19 protein-coding genes are annotated in these 22,068 nt (G+C 73.7%); 5 read left to right on the top strand and 14 right to left on the bottom strand.

Features of this window, described 5'->3' with window-relative positions:
• Positions 1–111 precede the first annotated feature (111 nt).
• The 3 genes from ACIOGZ_RS31715 to ACIOGZ_RS31725 all read left to right on the top strand — a co-directional run bounded on the left by ACIOGZ_RS31715 (position 112) and on the right by ACIOGZ_RS31725 (position 1,165).
• The gene (locus tag ACIOGZ_RS31715; protein ID WP_363628659.1) at positions 112–348 is read left to right on the top strand and encodes a hypothetical protein; all 237 of its coding nucleotides are present in this window, start codon (positions 112–114) and stop codon (positions 346–348) included.
• Between the two features lie 84 nt (positions 349–432).
• Positions 433–669 carry a DUF397 domain-containing protein gene (locus ACIOGZ_RS31720; protein ID WP_363586966.1) on the top strand — a complete coding sequence of 79 codons (237 nt, stop codon included), beginning with the start codon at positions 433–435 and terminating at the stop codon, positions 667–669.
• 76 nt (positions 670–745) lie between these two features.
• Entirely contained in the window at positions 746–1,165 is a 420-nt protein-coding gene (locus ACIOGZ_RS31725) for a hypothetical protein (RefSeq protein WP_400988577.1), read from the top strand.
• An 876-nt stretch (positions 1,166–2,041) separates the two neighbouring features.
• Here ACIOGZ_RS31725 and ACIOGZ_RS31730 read toward each other — a convergent pair.
• The 14 genes from ACIOGZ_RS31730 to ACIOGZ_RS31795 form a co-directional block, all read right to left on the bottom strand.
• Entirely contained in the window at positions 2,042–4,579 is a 2,538-nt protein-coding gene (locus ACIOGZ_RS31730; protein WP_400988580.1) for an ABC transporter permease, read from the bottom strand.
• Positions 4,580–4,609: 30 nt separating this feature from the next.
• A complete protein-coding gene (locus ACIOGZ_RS31735) occupies positions 4,610–5,365 on the bottom strand; it encodes an ABC transporter ATP-binding protein (RefSeq protein WP_363586991.1) in 756 nt (251 codons plus the stop codon).
• A 132-nt stretch (positions 5,366–5,497) separates the two neighbouring features.
• Entirely contained in the window at positions 5,498–6,736 is a 1,239-nt protein-coding gene (locus ACIOGZ_RS31740; protein WP_400988581.1) for a sensor histidine kinase, read from the bottom strand.
• Positions 6,737–6,741: 5 nt separating this feature from the next.
• Complete coding sequence (gene cseB, locus ACIOGZ_RS31745; protein ID WP_363619353.1) at positions 6,742–7,458, bottom strand: two-component system response regulator CseB; 717 nt, start codon at positions 7,456–7,458, stop codon at positions 6,742–6,744.
• Positions 7,459–7,690: 232 nt separating this feature from the next.
• Positions 7,691–10,147 (bottom strand): ABC transporter permease subunit, encoded by a 2,457-nt coding sequence (locus tag ACIOGZ_RS31750; RefSeq protein ID WP_400988582.1) that lies wholly within the window; start codon positions 10,145–10,147, stop codon positions 7,691–7,693.
• Positions 10,144–11,358, bottom strand: coding sequence for an alpha-amylase family glycosyl hydrolase (locus tag ACIOGZ_RS31755; RefSeq protein WP_363628648.1), 1,215 nt, complete (start codon positions 11,356–11,358; stop codon positions 10,144–10,146). The genes ACIOGZ_RS31750 and ACIOGZ_RS31755 overlap by 4 nt, the downstream gene beginning before the upstream one ends.
• 182 nt (positions 11,359–11,540) lie before the next feature.
• Entirely contained in the window at positions 11,541–12,185 is a 645-nt protein-coding gene (gene def / locus ACIOGZ_RS31760; RefSeq protein WP_363628646.1) for a peptide deformylase, read from the bottom strand.
• An 83-nt stretch (positions 12,186–12,268) separates the two neighbouring features.
• On the bottom strand, positions 12,269–13,261 hold the full coding sequence (locus ACIOGZ_RS31765; protein WP_363586975.1) for a hypothetical protein: 993 nt from the start codon (positions 13,259–13,261) through the stop codon (positions 12,269–12,271).
• Positions 13,262–13,574: 313 nt separating this feature from the next.
• A complete protein-coding gene (locus tag ACIOGZ_RS31770) occupies positions 13,575–14,906 on the bottom strand; it encodes an HD-GYP domain-containing protein (RefSeq protein WP_400988585.1) in 1,332 nt (443 codons plus the stop codon).
• A gap of 23 nt (positions 14,907–14,929) precedes the next feature.
• Positions 14,930–16,378: an HD-GYP domain-containing protein gene (locus ACIOGZ_RS31775; protein ID WP_363586977.1), complete on the bottom strand. Its 1,449-nt coding sequence runs from the start codon at positions 16,376–16,378 to the stop codon at positions 14,930–14,932.
• 337 nt (positions 16,379–16,715) lie between these two features.
• Positions 16,716–17,123: a mycothiol system anti-sigma-R factor gene (gene rsrA, locus ACIOGZ_RS31780; protein ID WP_363628645.1), complete on the bottom strand. Its 408-nt coding sequence runs from the start codon at positions 17,121–17,123 to the stop codon at positions 16,716–16,718.
• Complete coding sequence (locus ACIOGZ_RS31785; protein WP_063351149.1) at positions 17,120–17,863, bottom strand: sigma-70 family RNA polymerase sigma factor; 744 nt, start codon at positions 17,861–17,863, stop codon at positions 17,120–17,122. The genes rsrA and ACIOGZ_RS31785 overlap by 4 nt, the downstream gene beginning before the upstream one ends.
• A 310-nt stretch (positions 17,864–18,173) precedes the next feature.
• Positions 18,174–18,809, bottom strand: coding sequence for an alpha/beta family hydrolase (locus ACIOGZ_RS31790; RefSeq protein WP_400988587.1), 636 nt, complete (start codon positions 18,807–18,809; stop codon positions 18,174–18,176).
• Between the two features lie 96 nt (positions 18,810–18,905).
• Entirely contained in the window at positions 18,906–19,658 is a 753-nt protein-coding gene (locus tag ACIOGZ_RS31795; RefSeq protein WP_363586980.1) for an SOS response-associated peptidase, read from the bottom strand.
• A 138-nt stretch (positions 19,659–19,796) separates the two neighbouring features.
• Between ACIOGZ_RS31795 and ACIOGZ_RS31800 the strand changes: the two genes are divergently transcribed.
• The gene (locus ACIOGZ_RS31800) at positions 19,797–20,528 is read left to right on the top strand and encodes a M50 family metallopeptidase (protein ID WP_350879695.1); all 732 of its coding nucleotides are present in this window, start codon (positions 19,797–19,799) and stop codon (positions 20,526–20,528) included.
• A 198-nt stretch (positions 20,529–20,726) separates the two neighbouring features.
• Positions 20,727–22,058 carry a 3-phosphoshikimate 1-carboxyvinyltransferase gene (gene aroA / locus ACIOGZ_RS31805; protein WP_063347887.1) on the top strand — a complete coding sequence of 444 codons (1,332 nt, stop codon included), beginning with the start codon at positions 20,727–20,729 and terminating at the stop codon, positions 22,056–22,058.
• Positions 22,059–22,068 lie beyond the last annotated feature (10 nt).

A 22,068-nucleotide genomic window follows, 5' to 3' on the forward strand; every position in this document is an offset into this window, starting at 1 on the left:
AACGGGCCTGAGGTGAGTTCTTTCGGGAACGGGAAAGCGCACAGAAACAACCCCAACGCCCCGGTAATTTGGTGACTCGCCGAAATGATTCGAGAGCCACAGGAGCGCTCCATGCCCACTGACGGTTTCGCACAGCCGACCGGCACCACACGCCGCCGTACGCACGCGGAACTCATGGAGCGGATCGACAACAATCCGGTCCGGAAGGACCTGACGACCGGGTGTCTGGTCGAAATCGTGGGCGCCCAGGACGGCCGGGCGCTGGTCCGGCCGCTGTTCGAGCCGGACGCCAAACCGCGCCAGGTGCCGGCCGACCAGCTCACCACCCGCATCAGCCTGTGGGGCTGAACTCCCCCTCATTCTCCCGCCCAAGTCCTGGGCAGGGCGGGGCCGTTCCGTGCTGCCCCGAAGCGATACCGGAAGGTGCAGGCGATGACTGAGCGCAACCTGTACGGACTCGACCTCTCCCAGGTCGAGTTCAACCGTGCGTGCGGCGGCAACCAGGGCGGGGGCGACGACGGCGAGTCGTGCGTGACCCTCGGCCTGGTCGAGCACGGCGTCTTCGCCCTCGGCGACAGCAAGCGTCCCGACCGCGAACCGTTGCTGTTCACCGCCGAGGAGTTGACCGAGGCCGGAATCGACCCGGCGCGGTTCGGCCTGTCCGTCTGAAGTCCCTTGACAGCCCCGGCCGCCCGCAGTCCCGTGCGGGCGGCCGGGGCTTCCACGTCTCCGAGGAGAAGCACTGTTGCACTTCCACGGCTACGAGTGGGCCGGTGACGGCCGGCTGCTGGCGAAGGAGCCGGAGCGTCGCCCGATCGAGGCCGCACGGTTCGGCCTCTCGGAACTCCCGCCGATGATGACCGGCTGGTGGCTCCTGCGCCCGGCCGCCCAGGTGCGGGGCACCTGGGTGGCGGTGAGCAACGCAGTGGACTGGCTTGCGGAACGGTACGAGGAACACACCCCTGGCGGCGACCCCCAACTTCCCTTCGAGGCACGGCGACTCCGCGCGGTTGAGCAGTTGGAGGGCGCCTCGGACGTCGTCTGGTCCCGCTGGGTGTCCGACAGCCGCTGGTCGGGCCACTACGTGATCGCGTGCCCCAACCGGATCTGGCCGGACATCCCGTGCCCGATCCGACACGTCGCTCGGCCGTCGGTCTCAGGCTGACGAAGTGCTCCCGCCGGGCAGGGGCGCTTCGTCGTGCCTGATGTGCGATCGCCGGCCAGGCCAGTCACCCGACGTCCAGGTCCTCGATGACCGCCTCAGCGGTGCGGCACTCCGCACAGATCGGCATGCTCCTTGGCCCTTCTCGCTGTCTCAGGCCCAGGTGGAGCCACAAGAGGCGCAGCCCCAACGGCCTTCCATCGTCTGGTACATGGCGCCCGACCCGCACACGACGAAGGAGCGGCTGCCAACCGGTCGCGTGTGGGCGTTGAGCTGCTGGTCGTGGCGCTCCTCGACTCTAACCAGGCCCTGGTGACGTCCGATCCCAGTTTGCATCGAAGCGGGCTTTCTCCGCCTCGATCAGTGGCCGGACCACCTCGTCAACGGATCGGTGAGAGATCTCGGCGAACTCGTGGAGCCAGTCGACGAGGTCGGCGGGTAGGTGGAGGGTGATGCGGCGTGTGGCGGGAAGTTCAGGCATTGGGCTCTCTTGTGAGGGCTGTGTAGGTTGCAGGGCCATAGCAACGCCTGGTCAACCTTTGCTGAGACGGACAAGCCGGTCAATCTTCGCCGGGAAGGAACACCAGCTCAGGACTCTCGTGACGGCTCCGGTACCGGCCAGGCCTGCGGGGGAAGACACTGATGCCGGTCCCGCCTGCACGAGACTTCCGGAGGAATGGTGAGCGCAGGGTCCCTGCACGGCCACCACGACGACCAGCAGCCGATCCCGCGGACCCAGGCCTCAACGTTCCTTCACCGTCTCGGGGCCAGTGAGCGACCACATCGAGGATCCGGACGACCCGATCGCCCTGTCCCGGCCGCGACGCTGATGGTCCCCGCCCGGCGTTCGCACCGGGCGGGGACAGGGCGATCGACCGGTCACACCTCCGCGACCGCCTCCAGCGGGCTGAGGGCCGCCGCCCGCCGGGCCGGGACCGCTGCCGCGACCGCGCCGATCGCGAGCGACCCCAGGCAGACGAGCGCGAGCGTGCCCCAGGGCAACACCAGCGCGTACTGCTTGACCGCGCCGCCCGCCAGCGCGCCGACGGCCCAGGCGCCGAACAGGCCGCCGGCCAGGCCGAGCAGGGTGCCGAACGCCGCGACCGTCACGGCCTCCAGGCGGATCATCCGACGGATGCCCGCGCGATCCATGCCGATGGCGCGCAGGGCGCCGATCTCACGCGTCCGTTCGGTGACGGACATGGCCAGGGTGTTGACGATGCCGAGCGCGGCGATCACGACGCCGATGCCGAGCAGCCCGTACATCAGCGTCAGCAGGTCGCCCATCGTCCCCGCCGCCTCCCGCACCAGCTCGGCCCGGTCCTGCACCTTCAGCAGCGGGTTGTTGCCGACAGCGGTCCGCAGGTCGCGCCCGGACAAGCCGTCGCCCCGGACGAGGATCCGCTGGACGGAGCCGGGCTTGAAGCCGTGCTGCTGCACCTCGCCCCGGGCGCCGACCGCGTCGTGGGCGGTGGGGTTGTCCTGGTAGACGCCCACGACGGTGTACCGCGTGAACTCCTCGCTCCGGCCCATCCGCACGTTGACCTGGCCTCCCGTGCTCACCCCGGTCTCCCGGGCGACGCTGCTGGAGACGGCGATCCGGCCGGGCCCGAGGTCCTCCACGGAACCGCTCACGAAGTCGAGCTTCACGGCCTGTTCAACAGAGACGGGGTCGATGCCGGAGATCTCACGGACCTTGCCGCCGATGACCACCGTGGAGTCCGCGACCGCGCTCGCGCCGCGCACCCCCGCAAGACCGGCCACCCGCTGCACGGCCGCCGGGTCGATGCCGGTCATGGTGTCGCCGGTGCTGATCACGTAGTCGGCGGCGAGGCCGTCCGCCGCCTGCCGGTCGAGGGCCTGTCCGGTGGAGCTGCCGATGGTGGCGAGCCCGCTGACCAGCGCCGTGCTGATCAGCAGCGTGGCGGCGGTCGCCGCCGTGCGCCGGGGGTCGCGCAGCGCGTTCTGCCGGGCCAGCAGGCCGACGACGCCGAACCGCCGGGTGAGGCGGCCCGTCAGCCGGATCACCGGGACGGCGAGCGTCGGTGCCAGCACGATCAGGGCGACGACCAGAAGCCCGCAACCCGCCATCGCACTCCGCAGATTCGCCTCGGAGGCGTCCTTCGCCGCACCCGCGAGCGCGACCAGCCAGCCGACGCCGAGGACGAGCAGCCCCACCCCCACGATCGGACGCAGCCGCGAGCGCCCGCCCGGCTGCGCGGCCGCCGCCCGCAGCGCCTCGATCGGCGCGATCCGCGCCGCCCTGCGCGACGGCAGCCAGGCGGCCAGCACCGTCACGCCGACCCCGACGAACAGGGCTGCCGCCACCGGCCGGGGTCCGATGACCAACGGCCCCTCCGGCAGCCGACCGCCCTCGCCACTCAGCAGCCCGGGCAGCACGGCCGCGATGCCGAGCCCGAGGACGAACCCCACCACCGACGCGACGACCCCGACCAGCGCCGCTTCGGCCAGCAGCGAGCGCACCACCTGGCGCCGGGTCGCGCCGACCGCCCGCAGCAGGGCGATCTCCCGGGTGCGCCGGGCGACGAGCATGGTGAAGGTGTTGACCACGAGGAACGAGCCGATGAACAGCGACACCCCGGCGAAGACCATCGGCAGCTTCTGGTAGCCCCGGGTCAACGTGCCGACGTAGATGGCTTGTTGGTTCGCCTGCGCCTGTCCGGTGGTGACTTCGGCCCGGCCGGGCGGCAGGACGGCGGCGATCCGCTCCGCCAGTTCGTACTGGCCGGCGCCCGGCCCGGCGGAGACCTCAAGGCTGGTGTAGTGCCCGGGAGTTGCGAACAGCCGCTGCGCGGTGGCCCGATCGAACAGGGTGAGCGTACCGCTGGCCGTGACCTGGGTGTCTGTGGTGGTCACGATGCCGACCAGCCGCGCGGTGAGGGCCGGGCCGTCCGTGGCGAGCGTGACCGGGTCGCCCACCCGGTACCGGCCCGCCGCCGCGGTGCCCCGATCGACGGCGATCTCGTCGGCACCGGCCGGGGCACGCCCCTCGACCACGGGGTAGCGGGCGTCCTCGCCGTCGCGCCCCGGGACGTAGGCGTCCGCGAGGTTCGTCCCCCGCTTGACCCGCAGCGGCCTGCCGTCGGCCGCGTTCAACGTGGCGCTCCCGTCGACCGACGGCCGTACCGCCGCGACACCGGGCACGTCCGCGATCCGGCGCGCCAACTCGTCCGTCAACACGTTCGGCTGGTCGGGGGCGGCAGGGGACTCCTTCGCGGTGACGCTGACCGCGATGTCGGCGAAGGTGCGGGACGCGGCCGCCCGGTGGGCGGCGGCGGTCGAGTCCGCGAAGACGAGGGTGCCGGAGGCGAAGGCGACGCCGAGGCAGACCGCGAGGACGGTCATGAGCAGCCGGGCCTTGTGCGCCAGGACGTTGCGCAGGGCTGTGGTCAGCATGATCAGCTTTCGAGAGTCGGGGGGTGCGGGTCAGCCCGCGAAGGACTTCATGACGTCCAGCACCCGGTCCGGCGTCGGGTGCGCCATCTCGTCGACCAGCCGCCCGTCGGCCAGGAACACCACCCGGTCCGCGTACCCGGCGGCCACCGGGTCGTGGGTCACCATGACCACCGTCTGCCCCAGCTCCCTGACGGAGTCCCGCAGGAAGCCGAGCACCTCGGCCCCGGACTGCGAGTCGAGGTTGCCGGTCGGCTCGTCGCCGAACACGATCGAGGGCCGCGCGACCAGCGCCCGGGCGACCGCGACGCGCTGCTGCTGCCCGCCGGACAGCTCGGCCGGCCGGTGGTCGAGGCGCCGGGAGAGCCCGACCATCGACACCACGCGGTCCAGCCACTGCCGGTCCGGCGTCCGCCCGGCCAACGACAGCGGGAGCGTGATGTTCTCCAGCGCGGTCAGGGTGGGCAGCAGGTTGAACGCCTGGAAGATGAAGCCGACCCGGTCCCGCCGCAGCCGGGTGAGCTGCCGGTCGCCCAGGCCGCCCAGCTCCGTCGTGCCGATCCGCACCGACCCCGACGTGGGGGTGTCGAGCCCGGCCGCGCAGTGCATCAGGGTGGACTTGCCGCAACCGGACGGGCCCATGATCGCGGTGAACTCGCCCTCCCGGAAGGCCACGCTGACCCGGTCCAGGGCGGTCACCCGGGTGTCGCCGCCGCCGTAGGTCTTCGTCAGGTCGGCGACGGCGGCCGCGACCCCGGGGGTCGCGTGCAGGGCAAGGGGGTTGGCGATCACGGGAGGGGCTCCTGTCCGAGGTGCGAGTCGGTGCACTTCGAAGGGTGTCCGGAGCACGTATCAGGCCCCTGCGCCGCCGTGTATCGACGACCGCTCCGCTCGGCAGCAGTCCGGTAGCAACCGAGGCGGTCAGCCCGGCAGCCGCAGAGTCGCCACCGCGCCGCCGTCCTCCGCGTTGTCGAGGCGCAGCTCCGCGCCGAGCAGCCGGGCCTGCCCCAACGCGATGGTCAGCCCCAGTCCGTGGCCCGTGCCGCGCTCGGCGGCGCCGGTGTGGAAGCGCCGCGGGCCGTGGCGCAGCAGGTCCGGCGGGAAGCCGGGGCCGTGGTCGCGCACGACGACCGTACGGTCCTGGACGGTGACCAGGACGGGGGCGGCCCCGTGCCGGTGCGCGTTGACGACGAGGTTGCCGACGATCCGCTCCAGCCGCCGCGGATCGGTCTCCACCGTCAGCTCCGCCGCCACGGCGATCTCGGCCTCGTACCCGGTGCGCAGCGCGGCCTCCCGGACGACGGCCGCGAGCGGCACCCGGGCCCGCGCCACCTCCTCCGCCCCGGCGTCCAGCCGCGAGATCTCCAGCAGGTCCTCGACCAGAGCGCGCAGGTCCCGCACCCGCGCCCGGATCAGGTCCTCGGTCTCGCCCGCCGGCAGCAGGTCGACGGCGGCCAGCAGTCCGCCGACCGGCGTGCGCAGCTCGTGTGCCACGTCCGCGGTGAACTGCCGTTCGGAGCGCAGTCGTCGGCCGAGGCTGTCGGCCATCAGGTCCACCGTCGCCGCGATGTCGGCGACTTCGTCGCCGCCCTTGGTGGGCCCGGTCCGGGCGTCGAGGTCCCCGGCGGAGATCCGGCCGGCCGTCTCGGCGACCCGCCGCAGCCGGCGGGCGAGCAGCCCGGCCCCGTAGACCGCGGCCGGTGTGGCCGCCGCGAGCGCGACCAGCGAGGCCACCGCCATCGCCACGTCCAGCCGGGGCAGGTCGGAGAGCTGCGGTCCCAGGTTGACCCGGATGGCGAGGACGGGGCTGCCGGGCCCGCCGGTGCGCTGGGCGGCCCAGTAGCTCGGGCCCGAGTTCCCTTCGGCGTGCCCGTCGTAGGCCGTGTGCCGTTCGCCGTCGACCGGGTGGCGCAGGGCGGCGGGCAGGTCGACGGGGTCGAGTTCGGCGCCGTCCGCCAGCGATCCGGTGCGCCGGTAGACGTCCATGGCCGAGTAGACGGCGTTGAAGGCCTGCGCCTCGGCCCGGCTGCGGATGTCCTGCGCCGTCCACAGGTGCACCAGCACTCCGACCGCCGCCGCGACGAGGCAGGCGGTGGCGGCGGCCAGCGCGGCGATCTTCCAGCGCAGGGGGGCGCGGGCCGGCCGGGGAATCGTGTGCACCGCTCTCAGCGCCTGAGCTTGTAGCCGAAGCCGCGGACCGTCTCGATCCGCTCCCGGCCGAGCTTGCGGCGCAGCCGCTGCACGCACAGGTCCACGACCCGGCTGTCGCCGTCCCAGCCGTACTCCCAGACGTTGCGCAGCAGGGTGTGCCGCTCCAGCACGACGCCGGGGTGGGCGGCGAACTCCAGCAGCAGCTTCAGCTCGGTCGGGGTCAGCGCCACCGGCGCCCCGCCGACGGACACCTCCATTCCGGCGGTGTCGACGGTGAGGTCCCCGAACACCAGGACGTCCCCGTCGGCGGCTCCGGGCGAGGGCGCCGGGGCGGGTGGCGCGTACGTCGCCCGCCGCAGCAGCGAGCGGATGCGCGCCACCAGCACGTACGTGTCCACGGGCTTGACCACGTAGTCGTCCGCCCCGGCCTCCAGGCCGGCGACGACGTCGAGGCCGTCGCCGCGCGCGGACATCATCAGGACGGGCACCAGGCTGGTCTCCCGGACCTTGCGGCACAGGCCGATCCCGTCCAGGCCGGGCAGCATCACGTCCAGGATCAGCAGGTCGAACTGCTCGTCCCGGAACAGTTCCAGCGCCGTGAGGCCGTCCGCCGCGGCGGACATCCCGTAGCCGTAGCGTTCCAACGCGACGGTGAAGGAGCGGCGCATCAGCTCGTCGTCCTCGACCAGCAGCACGCGGACGGGGTGCGGGGGCGGCGCGGGCGAGGACACGGGCGGACGGCTCCTGCTCGGACGGCTGCGGGCGGTGGGCGGTGAGCGGTGGGCGGCGACGCACGGTGGGCGGTGGCAAACGGCGGTGGCGGACAAGGGCACGATACGGCAGATACCGGACGCATCGGCCTCCTCGCCCACATCGACGTCAGGCCGCGCGCTCCCTGATGCCCGGCGGATACAAACCCGCCGACGAACCCGCCGACGAACCCCCCGCCGCACCCGCCACCGGTCACCCCTTGACCGACCCGGCGGTCAGGCCCTGGGCCAGGTAGCGCTGGAGGAACTGGTAGACGACGATCACCGGCAGCGAGGTCACCAACGCCCCGGCCGCGAACAGCCCGTAGTTCTGGTCCTGTTGGCCGGAGATGATCCCGTAGAGGCCGACCGCGACGGTCTTGGAGTCGTTCGAGGTCAGGAAGATGTTCGCCAGGATCACGTCGTTGAGCGCGGCGGTCAGCGACAGGATCGAGATGACCACCAGCATCGGCGCGACGAGCGGCAGGATCAGCCGGAAGAAGATCTGCGCGTGCCCGGCGCCGTCCACCTTGGCGGCCTCGTCGATCTCGCGCGGGATGGTGTCCAGGTAGCCCTTCATCAGCCAGGTGTTCACTCCCATCGCGCCGCCGAGGTAGACCAGCACCAGGCCCCACGGGGTGTCCAGGCCGATCGCCGGCAGGACGTCCCCGATCTTGGCGAACATCAGGTAGAGCGAGATCACCGTGAGGAACTGCGGGAACATCTGCACCAGGAAGACCGCCATCAGCCCGATCCGCCGGCCCCGGAAGCGGAACCGCGAGAAGGCGTACGCGGCCAGCACCCCGAGCAGCACGTTCAGCACCGCGAAGGTGCCGCAGACCAGCGCCGTGTTCCCCAGCCACCGGGCGAAGGGGTACTGCCCGCTGGTGAACAGCGCGGTGAAGTTGGCGAGCGAGGCGTGCCGGGGCAGCAGCGTGGACGACTGGAGCGTGCCCAGCGGGTTCAGCGCCGCGGACAGCACGAACAGCAGCGGGAACAGCGCGAAGCAGACGGCGAGCACGGCGATCAGGTGCCGCCAGCCGAAGCGGCGCAGCCAGCGGGCGGCAGTGGAGACGGCAGGGGCGGGGGCAGGGGCAGGGGCAGGGGCAGGGGTGGCGGTCATGCGTTCAGCTCCTCCAGGGCGCGGGTGCGGCGGAAGCCCCACCAGCGTGATCAGCCCGACCAGCAGGAAGATGACGATGGACAGCGCGGCGGCGAAGCCGTACTGCGCGCCCTGCCCGCCGAAGGCCAGCCGGTAGGTGTAGCTGATCAGGATGTCGGTGGATCCGGCCGTGCCGCCCGCGCCGTCGAACGGCCCGCCGCCGGTGAGCAGTTGGATCGCGTTGAAGTTGTTGAAGTTGAAGGCGAAGGACGAGATCAGCACCGGCGCGGCGGCGACCAGCAGCAGCGGGCAGGTGACCGCCCGGAACGCCGTCCACGGCCCGGCGCCGTCGATCCGGGCGGCCTCGTCGAGTTCGGCGGGCATCGCCTGCAGCACGCCCGTACAGATCAGCAGCATGTTGGGGAACCCGAGCCAGAGGCTGGTGAGCACCACCGCGAACCGGGCGTTCCAGGCGTCGCCCAGCCAGTCGACCCTGGCGTGCAGCAGTTGGTTGAGCAGCCCGAAGTCCCGGTAGTACATGCTCTGCCAGATCAGGATGCCGATGAACGCGGGCATCGCGTACGGCAGCAGCATCAGCGAGCGGTAGACCCGCTGCCCGCGCAGCCGCGGGTGGTGCAGGGTGAGCGCCAGGCCGAGGCCGAGGGCGAAGGACGCGCCGGTGGAGAGCAGGGCGAAGCCGAAGGTCCAGGCGAGGACGCCGAGGAAGGGCCCGCGGATGGCGAGGCTGGTGAGCACGGCGGTGAAGTTGGCGAAGCCGACGGTCAGCGCGGTGCGCCCGGTGGCCAGCGGGCGCAGCAGCCCGTGCGGCGAGACGGCCGCGACCTCGGGCCGCTCCACCCGGTATTCGGCCTCCAGGGCGGTGTACCGCACGCCGTCGGCCCGGACGGCGACCGGGTTGACGGCGCTCCAGGTCTCGCCGGGGGCGAGCCGCAGCCGCTCGGCGGCGCTGAGCGAGACGACCGGCGAGGGGGCGCCGAAGAGGTGCAGCAGCGCGTGCCGGGAGCGGGGTCGCCAGGCGTCCTCGTGGTGCGGCGCGGCCGGGTCCTCGTAGTAGAGGAGGTCCGCGCCGGAGGTGTAGCCGGCCTCGTCGAGCAGTTGGACGGCCAGTTCGCGGGCGGGCCTGGCCATGATCAGGCCCTCCCGGCCGCCGATGTCCAGCCAGAGTCGGCGCGGGCCGCGTCGCCGGTAGCGCTCGTGGACCACCTTCTCGCCGAGGTCGGCCGGGTCGACGTGGGTGAGGAACGGCGAGAGGACGGCGTTGGGCACGCCGACCGCGATCAGCTCGGGGATCAGGCCCTCGGCGTACAGCTGCTCCAGCGTCCGGTCCAGCGCCCAGGTGGGCCGCTGGCCCTGGTCGAAGACCTGCTGGCCGTCCTGGAGGTAGAGCACGGGGTAGTCGGCGCCCGGGTCGTCGTCGTAGCCGGGCGGCAGGTGGACGAGCAACTCGCGCTCGTTGCCGAGCAGTTCGGAGCGGAAGCCGGGGATGCGCTCGATCCGGCCGCGGCGCGTGCCGGCCCCGGCAGTCCCCGTGGTGCGCACGGCGCTCATCGGGCCACCGACCAGACGTGCACGGCCGGGCCCTCGGCGGGCAGGTCGCGGCCGGGGACGAGCTGGGGCCCGCCGAGCAGGTGGGTGGCGTGCCACTCGCCGGCCACCGGCGGGTGGTCGGCCCGGCTGATCTGCACCAGGATCCGCTCCCGCTCGTCCTCGCGCTCGAACAGCAGGACGTCGCGCTCGGCGAGCAGCCAGCGCAGCCCGCCGCCGCTGAGCGCGCTGTGGCTGCGGCGCAGCCGGATCAGCTCGCGGTAGGTGCGGTAGGTGTGCTGGCCCCAGGCGGATTCGTCCCAGGGGAACGGCTTGCGGCCCTCCTCCAGGCCCTCGCCCTCGACGCCGACCTCGTCGCCGGAGAACACCATCGGGGTGCCGGGCAGGGTGAACAGCAGGGCCGCGCCCAGCAGTTGGCGCTCGGGGCCGGCGAAGCTGCGGAACCTGGCGGTGTCGTGCGAGTCCAGCAGGGTGAGGTTGTGCACCCGGCTGCGCCAGGGCAGGGCGGCGCCGAACGCCGTCATCACGGCCCGCACCTGGGCGCCGCCGTAGTCGGGGATCGGCCCGGGCACCGCCCAGAAGTCCTTCTGGTCGTGCCGCTCGGCGAGCCAGGACCACACCGGGCGGGTGAAGCCCGCGTAGCTCATGGTGCCCTGCCAGCCGTCGCCCTTGAGGGTGAGCGAGGCGTCGTGCTGGTGCTCGGCGAGCAGGACGGCGTCGGGGTTGGCGGCCCGGACGGTGGCCGCGGTGGTGGTGGCGACCCGCTGGTTGAGCTCCACCTCGCCGCGCCGGCCGGCCATCTGCGCCACGTCGACCCGCCGGCCGTCCAGGTGGAACGGCGCCTTGAGGTACTTGGCGATCACCGAGTCGGGGCCCTCGTAGAGGCGGCGGCGCAGTTCGGGCGAGCGGTGGTCGAAGGTCGGCAGGGTGCGCACGCCGAGGAAGGTGGCGTAGTCGTCCGGGCCGCCTTCGCCGAAGAAGTAGAAGCCGGCCTCGGGGCTGTGCGGGTCCTGCTGCGCGGCGCGGAACCAGTCGTGGTCGCTGCCGGAGTGGTTGAGCGTGATGTCGCCGATGACCTTGATGCCGCGCCGGTGGGCCTCGGCGGTGAGCGCGATGAGCGCCTCGTCGCCGCCGAGCGCGGGGTCGACGCGGTCGAAGGAGACGGCGTCGTAGCGGTGGTTGGAGCGACCCTGTGGCGCCAGCTGGAGGGACACGGCGGGCAGGCCCGGGACTACCTGTTCACGCCGGAGCTGGTCGCCCGCGAGTCCACCGGCCGGGCACCCGGCTGACGGGACGCGACCGGCAGAGCGCGACCGGCGGCGTCAGGAGCGGGAGCGTCACGTGCGGGAACGCCGAGGGCCGGGACGCCCGTCGCGCCCCGGCCCTCGGCGGTTCGTCAGTCGTTCGCCACGGTCGCGTACCGCGGGGTGCCCTCGGCCATCTGCTTCAGCGCGTCCTTGCGGTCCCGCTTCGACAGCTTGTCGATGTAGAGGGTGCCGAACAGGTGGTCGGTCTCGTGCTGCAGGCAGCGGGCGAAGAAGCCGGTGCCCTCGACCCGGATCGGCCGGCCGTCCTTGTCCACGCCGGTCACCGCCGCGTACTCCGGGCGGGGCAGCTCGGCGTACGCGCCCGGCACCGACAGGCAGCCCTCGTTGCTGTCGTCCAGCACCCGCCGGCGGTCCGCCGGGTACTCCTCCAGCGTCGGGTTGATCACGTGGCCGACGTGGCGCACGCCCTCGTCGTCCGGGCAGTCGTAGACGAAGACCTTCAGGTCCACGCCGATCTGATTGGCCGCCAGGCCCACGCCCTCGGCCGCGTACATCGACTGGAACATGTCGTCGATCAACGCGGACAGCTCACCGTCGAACGCGGTGACGTCCTTGACCTCGCGGTGCAGGACCGGGTTGCCCACCACGGTGATCGGGCGCGCGGTGCCCTTGGAGAGGTCCGGCTGCTCGCCGACCACCTTCAGCGGGGCCTCGTCGGCCGCCGACTCCTGGTCATGGTCGTGGTCGTGCTGGTGGTCCTGCTGCTCCGCCATCGCTGCTTATCCGCTTCCGCTTCCGAGAATGGTCCAGGTATTCGGCTCTCGCCGGGTACACCGCTCAAGGGTAAGCGGCGCGCTCAACAGACTTCTTCCAGATCGCGGTACGCCCGCGTGCCGGGCGAGGACGCGGCCCAGCGGTCCAGCAACGAGCGGACCAGCAGGGCGGGCGCGGCGATCCCGCACTCGCGCTCCACCAGCCAGGACATTCCGGCCTCCCCGCCCTGGCTGAGGTGGCTGAGGTGTCCGGGGTGCGCGGCGTCGCCGTCGTCGTGCGGGTCGTGGTGGGCGGTGTTCCCGTCGTCCGCGGCCATCCGGCTCTCCGAACAGGCCCGGCAGAGCAGCCGCACCGAGGACGTCCAGTCCTCCGCCGCGTAGCCGGCGTCCGCGACCACCCGCTCCAGCGCGTCCCGGTCCCCCGCCGTGGCGGCCTGGAGCAGCACCACGTAGGTCGGCACCGGGGACGGCGCCCACAGCTCGATCTCGTCGAACACCGGGTAGGCGACCCCGTCCGTGACCCGCTCACCGTGCGGGGCGCCGTCGTGCAGCACCACCTCGCCCCAGCGGCGGCCGGAGGACGGCAGCGGGATGGACAGCACCTCGATCCGGGCCGGGTCCAGCCGGCGGCCCCACACCACCTCGGACTCGCCGTCCGGGGAGAGCCGCACCGGGGTGGTGCCGAGGTCCAGGCTGACCGGGCCGTCCTGCTGCCCGCCCGGGCCGCCGGGCAGCTTCAGCCCGTACGCCTGCCAGGCGCGGCGGGCCAGCGGCCAGTCCTGCAAGGCGGTCGCGGTGATGCCGAGGTTCCACCAGTCGGGGGCGCCGTGCTCGCGGTCCAGCAGGGCGACGGCCCGCAGCCCGGCCGAGCGGGCCTGCTCCCAGTCCCGGCGGAACTTGTGCAGCAGGGCGAGGTTGAACCAGGAGTCGGACAGCCAGGGCTCCAGGTCGGCGGCCATCACCAGCAGCGCGCCGGCGTCCTCGTAGCGGCCGTCGCCGATCAGCGTGAAGGCCCGGTCGGTCGTCTGCCGCCAGGTGGCGGACGGCCGGTGCCGTGCCCGGTGGAAGATCCTCACGTTCGTCCCTGCCGTCGTCGTCCGCTCAAGTCCCGTACCGCCGCGTCCGGATCCACTTCCGCGGGGGTCCGGGGCACGGTGCCCCGGGTCGGTGTTCCACGCTACGACCGCATCCAACCACGCCCGCCCCCGCCCGCGCTCCCCACCGCCGAGGTTGGGGCCGCCCCTACCCAGCCTGCCCGCCCGGCCGCCCCGCCTCAACCCCGACGGAGGCCCGCCGGTCCGCGGCGCTCCGCCGGAGCCCGGGTCAGCCTCCGAACTCAGGCCCGCGCCCGAGCCCGCCCGAGCCCGGGCCTGATCCACCGGACAGGGCCTAGCCGCCCACCCGGGCCAGTGCGTCCACCACCCGGGCGTCGTACACCCGGCCGCGCCCCAGCCGCAGCACCTCCAGCGCCTCCAGCCGGCCCACCGCCTCGCCGACCCCGCGGCCGCGGGCCGCCGTCAGCAGGTCGTCGTGGGCGTTGGCCACCCGGATGATCCGGGCCGCCAGCGGCACCGCGCCGTCCCCGCCGGCCGTGCCGAGCACCGGATCGGCCAGCCGGGCGACCTGCTCGGCGACCTGCCGGGGCACCCCGGTGCGGCGGATCACCTCGCTGCCCAGCCGGGCGATCCGCTGCTGCTCGGCGCAGGGCAGCAGCGCGGTCGCGCCGTCCGGCACCGGCTCGACCAGCGACAGCTGGCCCACGTCGTGCATCAGCGCCGCGTACTCCAGCAGGGCGAGTTCCCGGGTGCCCAGCCCCAGCTCGCACCCCAGCGCGCACGCCGTGTCCGCGACCCGGCGGGCGTGCCCGTGCGGGGTGTAGCCGGCCACCTCGGTGGCCCGGGCCAGGCTGGCGATGGTCTGCCCGGTGGTGGCCCGCACGGCCGCGGCCCGCCGGAAGGACACCTGGGCGAGCAGCAGCGGGGTGCAGAACAGCGGCAGCGCCCACAGCCCGACCTCGCCGGCCGCCAGGCTGACCAGCATCCCGGTGGCGACGATCGCCGAGCCGATCCCGAACAGCGAGCGCAGTTCGTCCTCCAGCGCCGCCGGGAACCGCAGCCCGCCCTCCAGACCCGCCGCCGACCGGCGCAGCAGCGCCGCCAGGGTCGCGTCGCAGAGCGCGGCCAGCGCGGCGACGGCGGTCAGGAACGCCCCGTACGCCGGGCCCTCGGGCGAGAAGCGGTCGACCAGTCCGCCGTTGTAGAGCGGCTGGAAGACGGCGGCGGCGAAGCCGACCCCGAGCAGCCGACGGGCGGCGCTGTCCCGCCGAGCCGGGTCGGCCCAGGGCGGGCGCCGGTGCGGGCGGCCGGGGCGAGCCCGCTGGATCAGGCCCGGTCGGCCCCGGCCCGGGCGGCACGCCCTGAGCCGGGGCAACGCGAGGCCGGGCAGCCAGGACAGCAGCAGGCCGACGCCGGTCACCGCGACGACCTGGAGCATCCCGGGCGCGGTGGGCACCCCGCGCAGCGGCCCGAGCAGGGAGTACGCCAGCGCGCCGGCCGCGCCGATCGGCGCCTGCTCGCGGTCGCCCGGAAGAGTGATCCGGACGCACTCGCCGAGCGCGATCAGCGCCGTGAACGCCAGCGCGACCCGCGCCCCGGCCACCCCGCGCAGCGCGACCGCGCCCACCGCGAACACCAGCAGCGCGGCCGCCGCCGCGTGCACCACGCGGGCCTCCCGGCCGGCCGCGGTCACGGCTGCCCGGCCGTGGGGACGCTCCCGCCCTGCGCGGGCACCCGGCCCGGCGCCGCCCGGGCCGGCTCGGGCACTCCGAGCGGAATGTCGGGGACGGCCCGGATGCCGTCCCCGGGCGGCGGCAGCACCGGCTGCCAGTCGTGCCCGGCCAGCGCGTCGATCAGCGCCCGGACCATCACCGGGTCGAACTGGCTGCCCGAGCAGCGCTCCAGCTCCGCCACGGCCTCGGCGACCGGGCGGCCGCGCCGGTAGGAGCGGGTGGAGGTCATCGAGTCGAAGGCGTCGGCGACCGAGATGATCCGGGCGAACTCGGGGATCTGCTCGCCGACCAGCCCGCTCGGGTAACCCCGGCCGTCCATCCGCTCGTGGTGGTGCAGGATCCCGGCGTGCGCCTCGCCGAGGAAGGCGATCCCGCGCACCAGCTCGTACCCGTACACGGGGTGGACCTCGACGGCCCGCCGCTCCGCCTCGCTGAGGGGACCGTTTCTGCGCAGCAACTCGGTGGCCACGCCCAGCTTGCCGACGTCGTGCAGGATCCCCGCGAAGCGCAGGGTGCGCAGCCGCTCGGCCTCCATGCCGAGTTGACCGGCGATCAGCACCGAGGCCCGGCCGACCCGTTCGCTGTGCCCGCGGGTGTACGAGTCCTTGATCTCCACGGCCTGCACCAGCGACTGCACGGTGGCCTGGTGGGCGTCCCGCTCGCGCTGCCCCTGAGCGAACACCCAGGCCGAGATCGACAGCGGCAGCAGCGCCAGCAGCGCCGCGAACGCCCCGTACGGGCCCTGCCAGAGCACGGCCACCATCAGGCCGCCGGCCGCGTGCACCAGCACCGGCAGCCCGCACACCGCGACCGCCCCGCGCAGCAGCACGACGGGCCGGCGGTCCTCCGCGAGCATCAGCATCGCGCCCACCAGCACCCCGTTGACCAGGCAGAACGTGACGACGGCGGCGAAGCCGGGCAGCAACGCGGCCGGGAAGCGGGAGCCGAGCAGCAGTTGCGGCCCGTGCAGCAGGTGGAAGGCGGCCGCGGAGGCGAAGGCGCACAGCGCGAGCTGGGAGCCGTTCCACAGCTGGCGGGTCCGGCAGCCGTGCCCGGCCGGGCCGCCGAGCACCGCGGTGGGCACCGCGACCAGCGCCGCGGCGGCCGGCGGCAGCATCAGCACGCCGGCGAACAGCACCGGGAAGAAGGCGTTGACCCCGGGGCGGGAGAGCGCCCGCTCGGGCGGCGGCGGGCGGCGCAGCAGTCGGCGGACCAGTCGCAGGCAGGGTGTCGGCAGGCCCTGGGCCAGTGACTCCCAGCAGCCGTGCAGGAAGGCCAGCAGCCCGACCTTGGGCCAGTCCACCGGGGCGCCGAGCCAGCGCGGGACCCCGGGCGGCACGCCGGTCGGCAGCAGCGGCAGCAGGCAGCACAGCGCCGCCACCGGGACGGCCACCAGGTAGCGCATCGCCCCCTCCGGCAGGGCCGCGTCTTCGCCGTCGATAGCGATCTCGACCTCCCCGACGTCCGGGCCCGCGTTGCCTCAGCTCGCCGGGCGGACCGGCGGTGAGCGTCCGTCAGGAGGATAGGCCGCCACCCGGGCGTAAGGACGCATGATGGCGCGACGACGCTGCTGGCGCACCGCCAACTCACTCGAACGAGTGAGGGGCGCATGCAAGCACAAAGGGAGCGGCCCCGGGAGCGCACGCTCCCGGGGCCATCTGACTCCGTGTCCGGACCGCCCGGCCCGCCCTCGCCGGCAGGCCCGTCCGCTTGCTCCGCCCGGCCGTTGAACGGCCGGGCGGCTACTCCGCCGGGGCGCCCGCCTCGACGGTGGCACCGGGCCGGACCGTCGACTCCTCCGGGGCCTCGCCGGCGCCCGGCGCCGTCCGGTCCGCCTCGACGTGCAACTCGACCGTGGTGTCGACGGCGACCACCACCTGCTCGCCCGAACGCTGCCCCGCCCGGATCGAGTCGATCCTGGCCAGCACCTTGCTGCGCAGGTCAGCCGGGGTGTCGTCGCAGCCGCAGGAGCGCTTGATCAGCGCCTTGATCGCCTGCTCCAGCCCGTACTGCTTCAGGCAGGGCGAGCACTCCTCGAAGTGCACCCGCAGCTTGGCGCAGTCGCCCTCGGCCATCTCGTTGTCGAGGAATTCGTAGAGGTGGTCGAGGACCTCGCCACACTCCGTGTCGTGCGGATCGCCGCAGCTCATGAGCCCGAGCCCTTCGCTTCCTGCCCTGCCCCGCTGCCGGCCGGGACGAGCCCGCGCTCACGGGCGTAATCCTCCAGCATGCCGCGCAGCTGACGGCGGCCGCGGTGCAGCCGGGACATCACCGTACCGATGGGAGTACCCATGATGTCCGCGATCTCCTTGTACGCAAAGCCTTCTACGTCCGCGAGGTACACGGCGATCCGGAATTCCTCCGGAATGGCCTGGAGCGCGTCCTTCACATCGCTGTCGGGGAGGTGGTCGAGCGCCTGGGTCTCGGCCGAGCGCAGACCGGTCGACATGTGCGACTCGGCGCGGGCCAGCTGCCAGTCCTCGATCTCCTCCGCCGCCGTGCGCTGGGGCTCGCGCTGCTTCTTGCGGTACGAGTTGATGAACGTGTTGGTGAGGATGCGGTACAGCCAGGCCTTGAGGTTCGTGCCCTCGCGGAACTGGTGGAAGGACGCGTACGCCTTGGCGAACGCCTCCTGGAGCAGGTCCTCCGCGTCCGCGGGGTTGCGCGTCATGCGCAGCGCCGCCGAGTACATCGGATCCAGGTAGCCCAGGGCGTCGCGCTCGAAGCGCTCCCGCCGGGCCTCCTCGCTCTCCTGTGCCGACACCCGGAAGGTGTCCTCACCGATCGCCTCGGCCAGCTCCTCACCGGTGAGCGCCTCGCCCGTGGGCTGGCCCTCCTCCGGGCCCCGGCCCGGCTCGGCCTCGTGCTCGGTCCCGACGACCGGACCCACCTCCTCGGCATGGCGGGCACGACCCACGGCGGGCCGCCCCGAAATGGAGGATATCGGGCTGACGGGCTTCTCGCCCGCGACAATCCAGTCGGACCAGGCGGGGCCGAACGCCGCGGCGGCCTCGCGCTGCTCTGACCGCTCGGGGCACGCGATCGAACCCATCTGCCCTGCCTCTCAACCGGGAATCGTGCTGACGAGAGTGCCAACCACCCCGGCCCCGCCCGCATTCCCGCGCCCGCCCCGAAATCGCTCGTACGGGTGATCGAGTGGAAACCCCCCGCTCACGGCCGCCCCCACCGCCCCCGCCGCCTCAGACGACCCGCAGCACCCAGTCCCCGACCGCCCGGCAGATCGCCTCCAGCACCTCGTCCTGCCCCACCGGCGCCCGCTTGGGCACGTCGAAACCGTGCCCGCCGTACGGCACCGCCACCAGCTCATGCCCGGGCGGCAGCTCCGGGAACTCCTGCGGCCCGCCGAACGGATCCGCCGTACCCTGCACCACCAGCGTCGCCGTCCCCGACTCCAGCAGCTCCTGCGCCCGGCTCTTCTCCGGCCGGCCCGGCGGGTGCAGCGGGAACGCCAGCGCCACCACCCCCACCGCCCCGCTCGCCGCCCCGGTCCGGCAGGCCACCCGCGCCCCGGCGCTGCGCCCGCCGACCACCAGCGGCAGCCCCTGACCGGCCAGCCGCCCGGCGACCGGGGTCCAGCCGCGGTCCAGCGTGCGCGGCGCCGGGGCGAGCCGCTTGCCCGCCACCCGCCAGGGCTGCTCCACCAGCGCCACGGTGATCCCGCGCGCCGGCAGCGCCACGGCCAGCGCCACCAGGTCCCGGGCCTCGATCCCGCCGCCCGCGCCGTGACCGAGCGCCAGCAGCGCCTTCGGCGCACCGGCCCGGTGGTAGCTGATCCGGGCGTCCCCCACCTCGGTGGGGACGAGTTCGGTGGTCATCGTCGGTCGCTCCAACCGGCTCAGGCTCCCTCAGCTGTCAGGACTCGATCGTCGAACTTCAAACATCGGACGTCAGAAGACGTCAGACGTCAGACGTCAGAACAGGGTGGTCTCGTACTCCGCCTCGGCCCACGGCTCCTTGAGCTCCGGCCCGTTGTTGCGGATGCTGCCGACCGCCGGCGAGACCGGGGTGGCCAGCAGCGCACCGGGCGGCGGCGGTATCAGCAGCCGGCGCAGCTCGTCCGGGTCGTCCAGCCCCGGGTCCAGCCACTCGTCGTAGGAGGCCGGGTCGAGGAACAGCGGCATCCGCTCGTGGATCGGCGCCAGCGACTCCTCGGCGTCGGTGGTGACGATGGTGAAGGTCACCAGCCAGGCCGCCGGATGGTCGGCCGGCACCGTCCGGTCGCGCCAGAACTCGTACAGCCCGGCCAGCGCCAGCGGGGTGCCGTCCGCCCGGGAGACGAAGAACGGCTTCTTGCGCGCCTTGCCGCGCTCGCCCGGCACCGTCTGCCACTCGTAGTAGCCGTCCACCGGCAGGATGCACCGACGCGAGGCGAACGCCTGCCGGTACGAGGGCTTCTCGTGCACCGTGTCCGAACGGGCGTTGATCATCTTCACCGCCGTCTCGGCCGACCGCGACCACTGCGGCACCAGACCCCAGCGCAGCACCCTCAGCTGGCGCACCGGCCGCGCCCGGCCCTTCGGCACCCGCTCCAGCACCACGAAGGCGCTGGTGGTCGGGGCGACGTTCCAGTTGGGGGCCAGCGTCTCCGCCGGATCCCACTGCTCGACGCCGAACAGCTCGACGATGTCCTCGGGCTTGCCACTGGCTGCGAAGCGACCGCACATGCGGGCCAGCTTGCCATGCCGGCCCCGCTCACCACTTCTTCATCCCGCCAGGAGAACCGTCCGCTCCCGCCCGCCCGTCCCCGCATGGGAGGCTGCCCCGAACGGCCCAACGCAGCGGACGGAGGCGGAGACGAGACGATGAGCGCACAACCCACCGACCAGAACCTCGGCGAACTGTGGAACCAGGTCACCGGCACCCAGCCCGCGCCGCCCGGCTGGCTGGTGCTGGCCACCGCCGGCGCCGCCCTGCTCGCCGTCCTCGCCCGCCCGCTCTGGCACGTCACCCGCAACGCCGTGACCATCGCCCACGAAGGCGGCCACGGCCTGATCGCCCTCGTCACCGGCCGCCGGCTCGCCGGCATCCGGCTGCACTCCGACACCTCCGGCCTCACCCTCTCCTACGGCCGCCCCACCGGCCCCGGCATGATCCTCACCGCCGCCGCCGGCTACACCGCCCCCGCCCTGCTCGGCCTCGGCTGCGCCGCACTGCTCTCCACCGGCCGGATCACCCTGCTGCTCTGGCTGGCCGTCGTCCTGCTGCTCGCCCTCCTGGTGCGCATCCGCAACGCCTTCGGCCTGTTCACCGTGCTGGTCGCCGGCGGCGCCTTCTTCCTGGTGTCCTGGTTCGGCAGCGCCGAGGTCCAGGCCGGCTTCGCCTACCTCGGCTGCTGGTTCCTGCTGTTCGGCGCCGTCCGCCCGGTCCTCGAACTCCAGCACCAGCGCCGCATCGGCTGGGCCCGCGACTCCGACGCCGACCAACTGGCCCGCCTCACCCACATCCCCGGCCTCGCCTGGATCACCGTCTTCCTGCTCACCGCCCTCGCCTGCCTCGCCCTGAGCGCGAGCTGGCTGCTCCAGCCCCTGTACTGAACCTCGCCCGCGGCACGGGCCGGCTGCTCCGGGCCCCGCACCGGGCCGCCCCCGCGGCACGGGCCGGCTGCTCCGGGCCCCGCACCGGGCCGCCCCCGCGGCACGGGCCGGCTGCCACAACCCCTGCACCGGGCCTCCCCCGTCCCGCCATGCGGTTGGCGCAGGGGCCGTTCCGGTACGGCCCCTAAACTTGGCCCCATGACCGAGACCCTGTGGCCCGCCCCCGTCGCGACCACCCCCGTTGACGCCACCGTCACCATCCCCGGCTCCAAGTCGGTCACCAACCGAGCCCTGGTGCTGGCGGCGCTCGCCGACGAGCCCGGCTGGGTGCGCCGGCCGCTGCGCAGCCGCGACTCCCAGCTGATGGCCGACGGCCTGCGCGCCCTCGGCGTCGGCATCGAGGAGAAGGTCAACAACGACTCCGGCGGCACCGGTGGCGGCGAGGCCTGGCGGGTCATCCCGACCCCCGCGCTGCGCGGCCCCGCCTCGATCGACGTCGGCAACGCCGGCACCGTGATGCGCTTCCTGCCCCCGCTCGCCGTCCTCGCCGACGGCCCGGTGCACTTCGACGGCGACCCGCGCAGCTACGAGCGCCCCCAGCACGGCGTGATCAACGCCCTGCGCGCGCTCGGCGCCCGGATCGACGACGGCGGCCGCGGCGCCTTCCCGCTGACCGTGCACGGCACCGGCGCGCTCGACGGCGGCCCGGTCGAGCTCGACGCCTCCTCCTCGTCCCAGTTCGTCTCCGCCCTGCTGCTCTCCGGCGCCCGCTACAACCAGGGCGTCGAGGTCCGGCACGTCGGCGGCCCGGTGCCGTCGCTGCCGCACATCCGGATGACCGTCGAGATGCTGCGCCTGGCCGGCGTCCAGGTCGACGCCCCCGAGGACGGCGGCGAGAAGGACGTCTGGCGGGTCACCCCCGGCGCCCTGATCGGCCGCGACCTGGTGGTCGAGCCGGACCTCTCCAACGCCGCGCCGTTCTTCGCCGCCGCCCTGGTCACCGGCGGCCGGGTCACCGTGCGCGACTGGCCCAAGCACACCAGCCAGCCCGGCGACCAACTGCGCGAGATCTACACCCGGATGGGCGGCGCCTGCGAGTTCACCGACGAGGGCCTGCAGTTCACCGGCACCGGCCGGATCCACGGCATCGAGGCGGACCTGCACGACGTCGGCGAGCTCACCCCGGTGATCGCCGCCGTCGCCGCACTGGCCGACTCCGAGTCCCACCTGTACGGCATCGCCCACCTGCGGCTGCACGAGACCGACCGGCTCGCCGCGCTCGCCAAGGAGATCAACGACCTCGGCGGCGACGTCACCGAGACCGAGGACGGCCTGCGGATCCGCCCGCGCCCGCTGCACGGCGGCGTCTTCCACACCTACGAGGACCACCGCCTGGCCACCGCCGCCGCCGTGGTCGGCCTGGCCGTGCCCGGCGTCGAGGTGGAGAACGTGGCCACCACCGCCAAGACCCTGCCGGACTTCCCGAAGATGTGGGCGGAACTGCTCGGCGAAGCGGTGGCGGACGCCTGAGCGGAGACTG

Origin of the sequence: Kitasatospora sp. NPDC088160 (genome assembly GCF_044741445.1) — a bacterium.
In the GTDB taxonomy this organism is placed as follows: Bacteria; Actinomycetota; Actinomycetes; order Streptomycetales; family Streptomycetaceae; genus Kitasatospora.

Excerpts from the sequence above, each read along its gene's own strand:
- ACIOGZ_RS31775 (WP_363586977.1), bottom strand. The coding sequence starts at position 16,378 with ATGCGCTACCTGGTGGCCGTCCCGGTGGCGGCGCTGTGCTGCCTGCTG.
- ACIOGZ_RS31800 (WP_350879695.1), top strand. The coding sequence starts at position 19,797 with ATGAGCGCACAACCCACCGACCAGAACCTCGGCGAACTGTGGAACCAG.
- def (WP_363628646.1), bottom strand. The coding sequence starts at position 12,185 with ATGGCGGAGCAGCAGGACCACCAGCACGACCACGACCATGACCAGGAG.
- ACIOGZ_RS31730 (WP_400988580.1), bottom strand. The coding sequence starts at position 4,579 with ATGCTGACCACAGCCCTGCGCAACGTCCTGGCGCACAAGGCCCGGCTG.
- ACIOGZ_RS31750 (WP_400988582.1), bottom strand. The coding sequence starts at position 10,147 with ATGAGCGCCGTGCGCACCACGGGGACTGCCGGGGCCGGCACGCGCCGC.
- ACIOGZ_RS31715 (WP_363628659.1), top strand. The coding sequence starts at position 112 with ATGCCCACTGACGGTTTCGCACAGCCGACCGGCACCACACGCCGCCGT.
- aroA (WP_063347887.1), top strand. The coding sequence starts at position 20,727 with ATGACCGAGACCCTGTGGCCCGCCCCCGTCGCGACCACCCCCGTTGAC.
- ACIOGZ_RS31790 (WP_400988587.1), bottom strand. The coding sequence starts at position 18,809 with ATGACCACCGAACTCGTCCCCACCGAGGTGGGGGACGCCCGGATCAGC.
- rsrA (WP_363628645.1), bottom strand. The coding sequence starts at position 17,123 with ATGAGCTGCGGCGATCCGCACGACACGGAGTGTGGCGAGGTCCTCGAC.
- ACIOGZ_RS31795 (WP_363586980.1), bottom strand. The coding sequence starts at position 19,658 with ATGTGCGGTCGCTTCGCAGCCAGTGGCAAGCCCGAGGACATCGTCGAG.
- ACIOGZ_RS31720 (WP_363586966.1), top strand. The coding sequence starts at position 433 with ATGACTGAGCGCAACCTGTACGGACTCGACCTCTCCCAGGTCGAGTTC.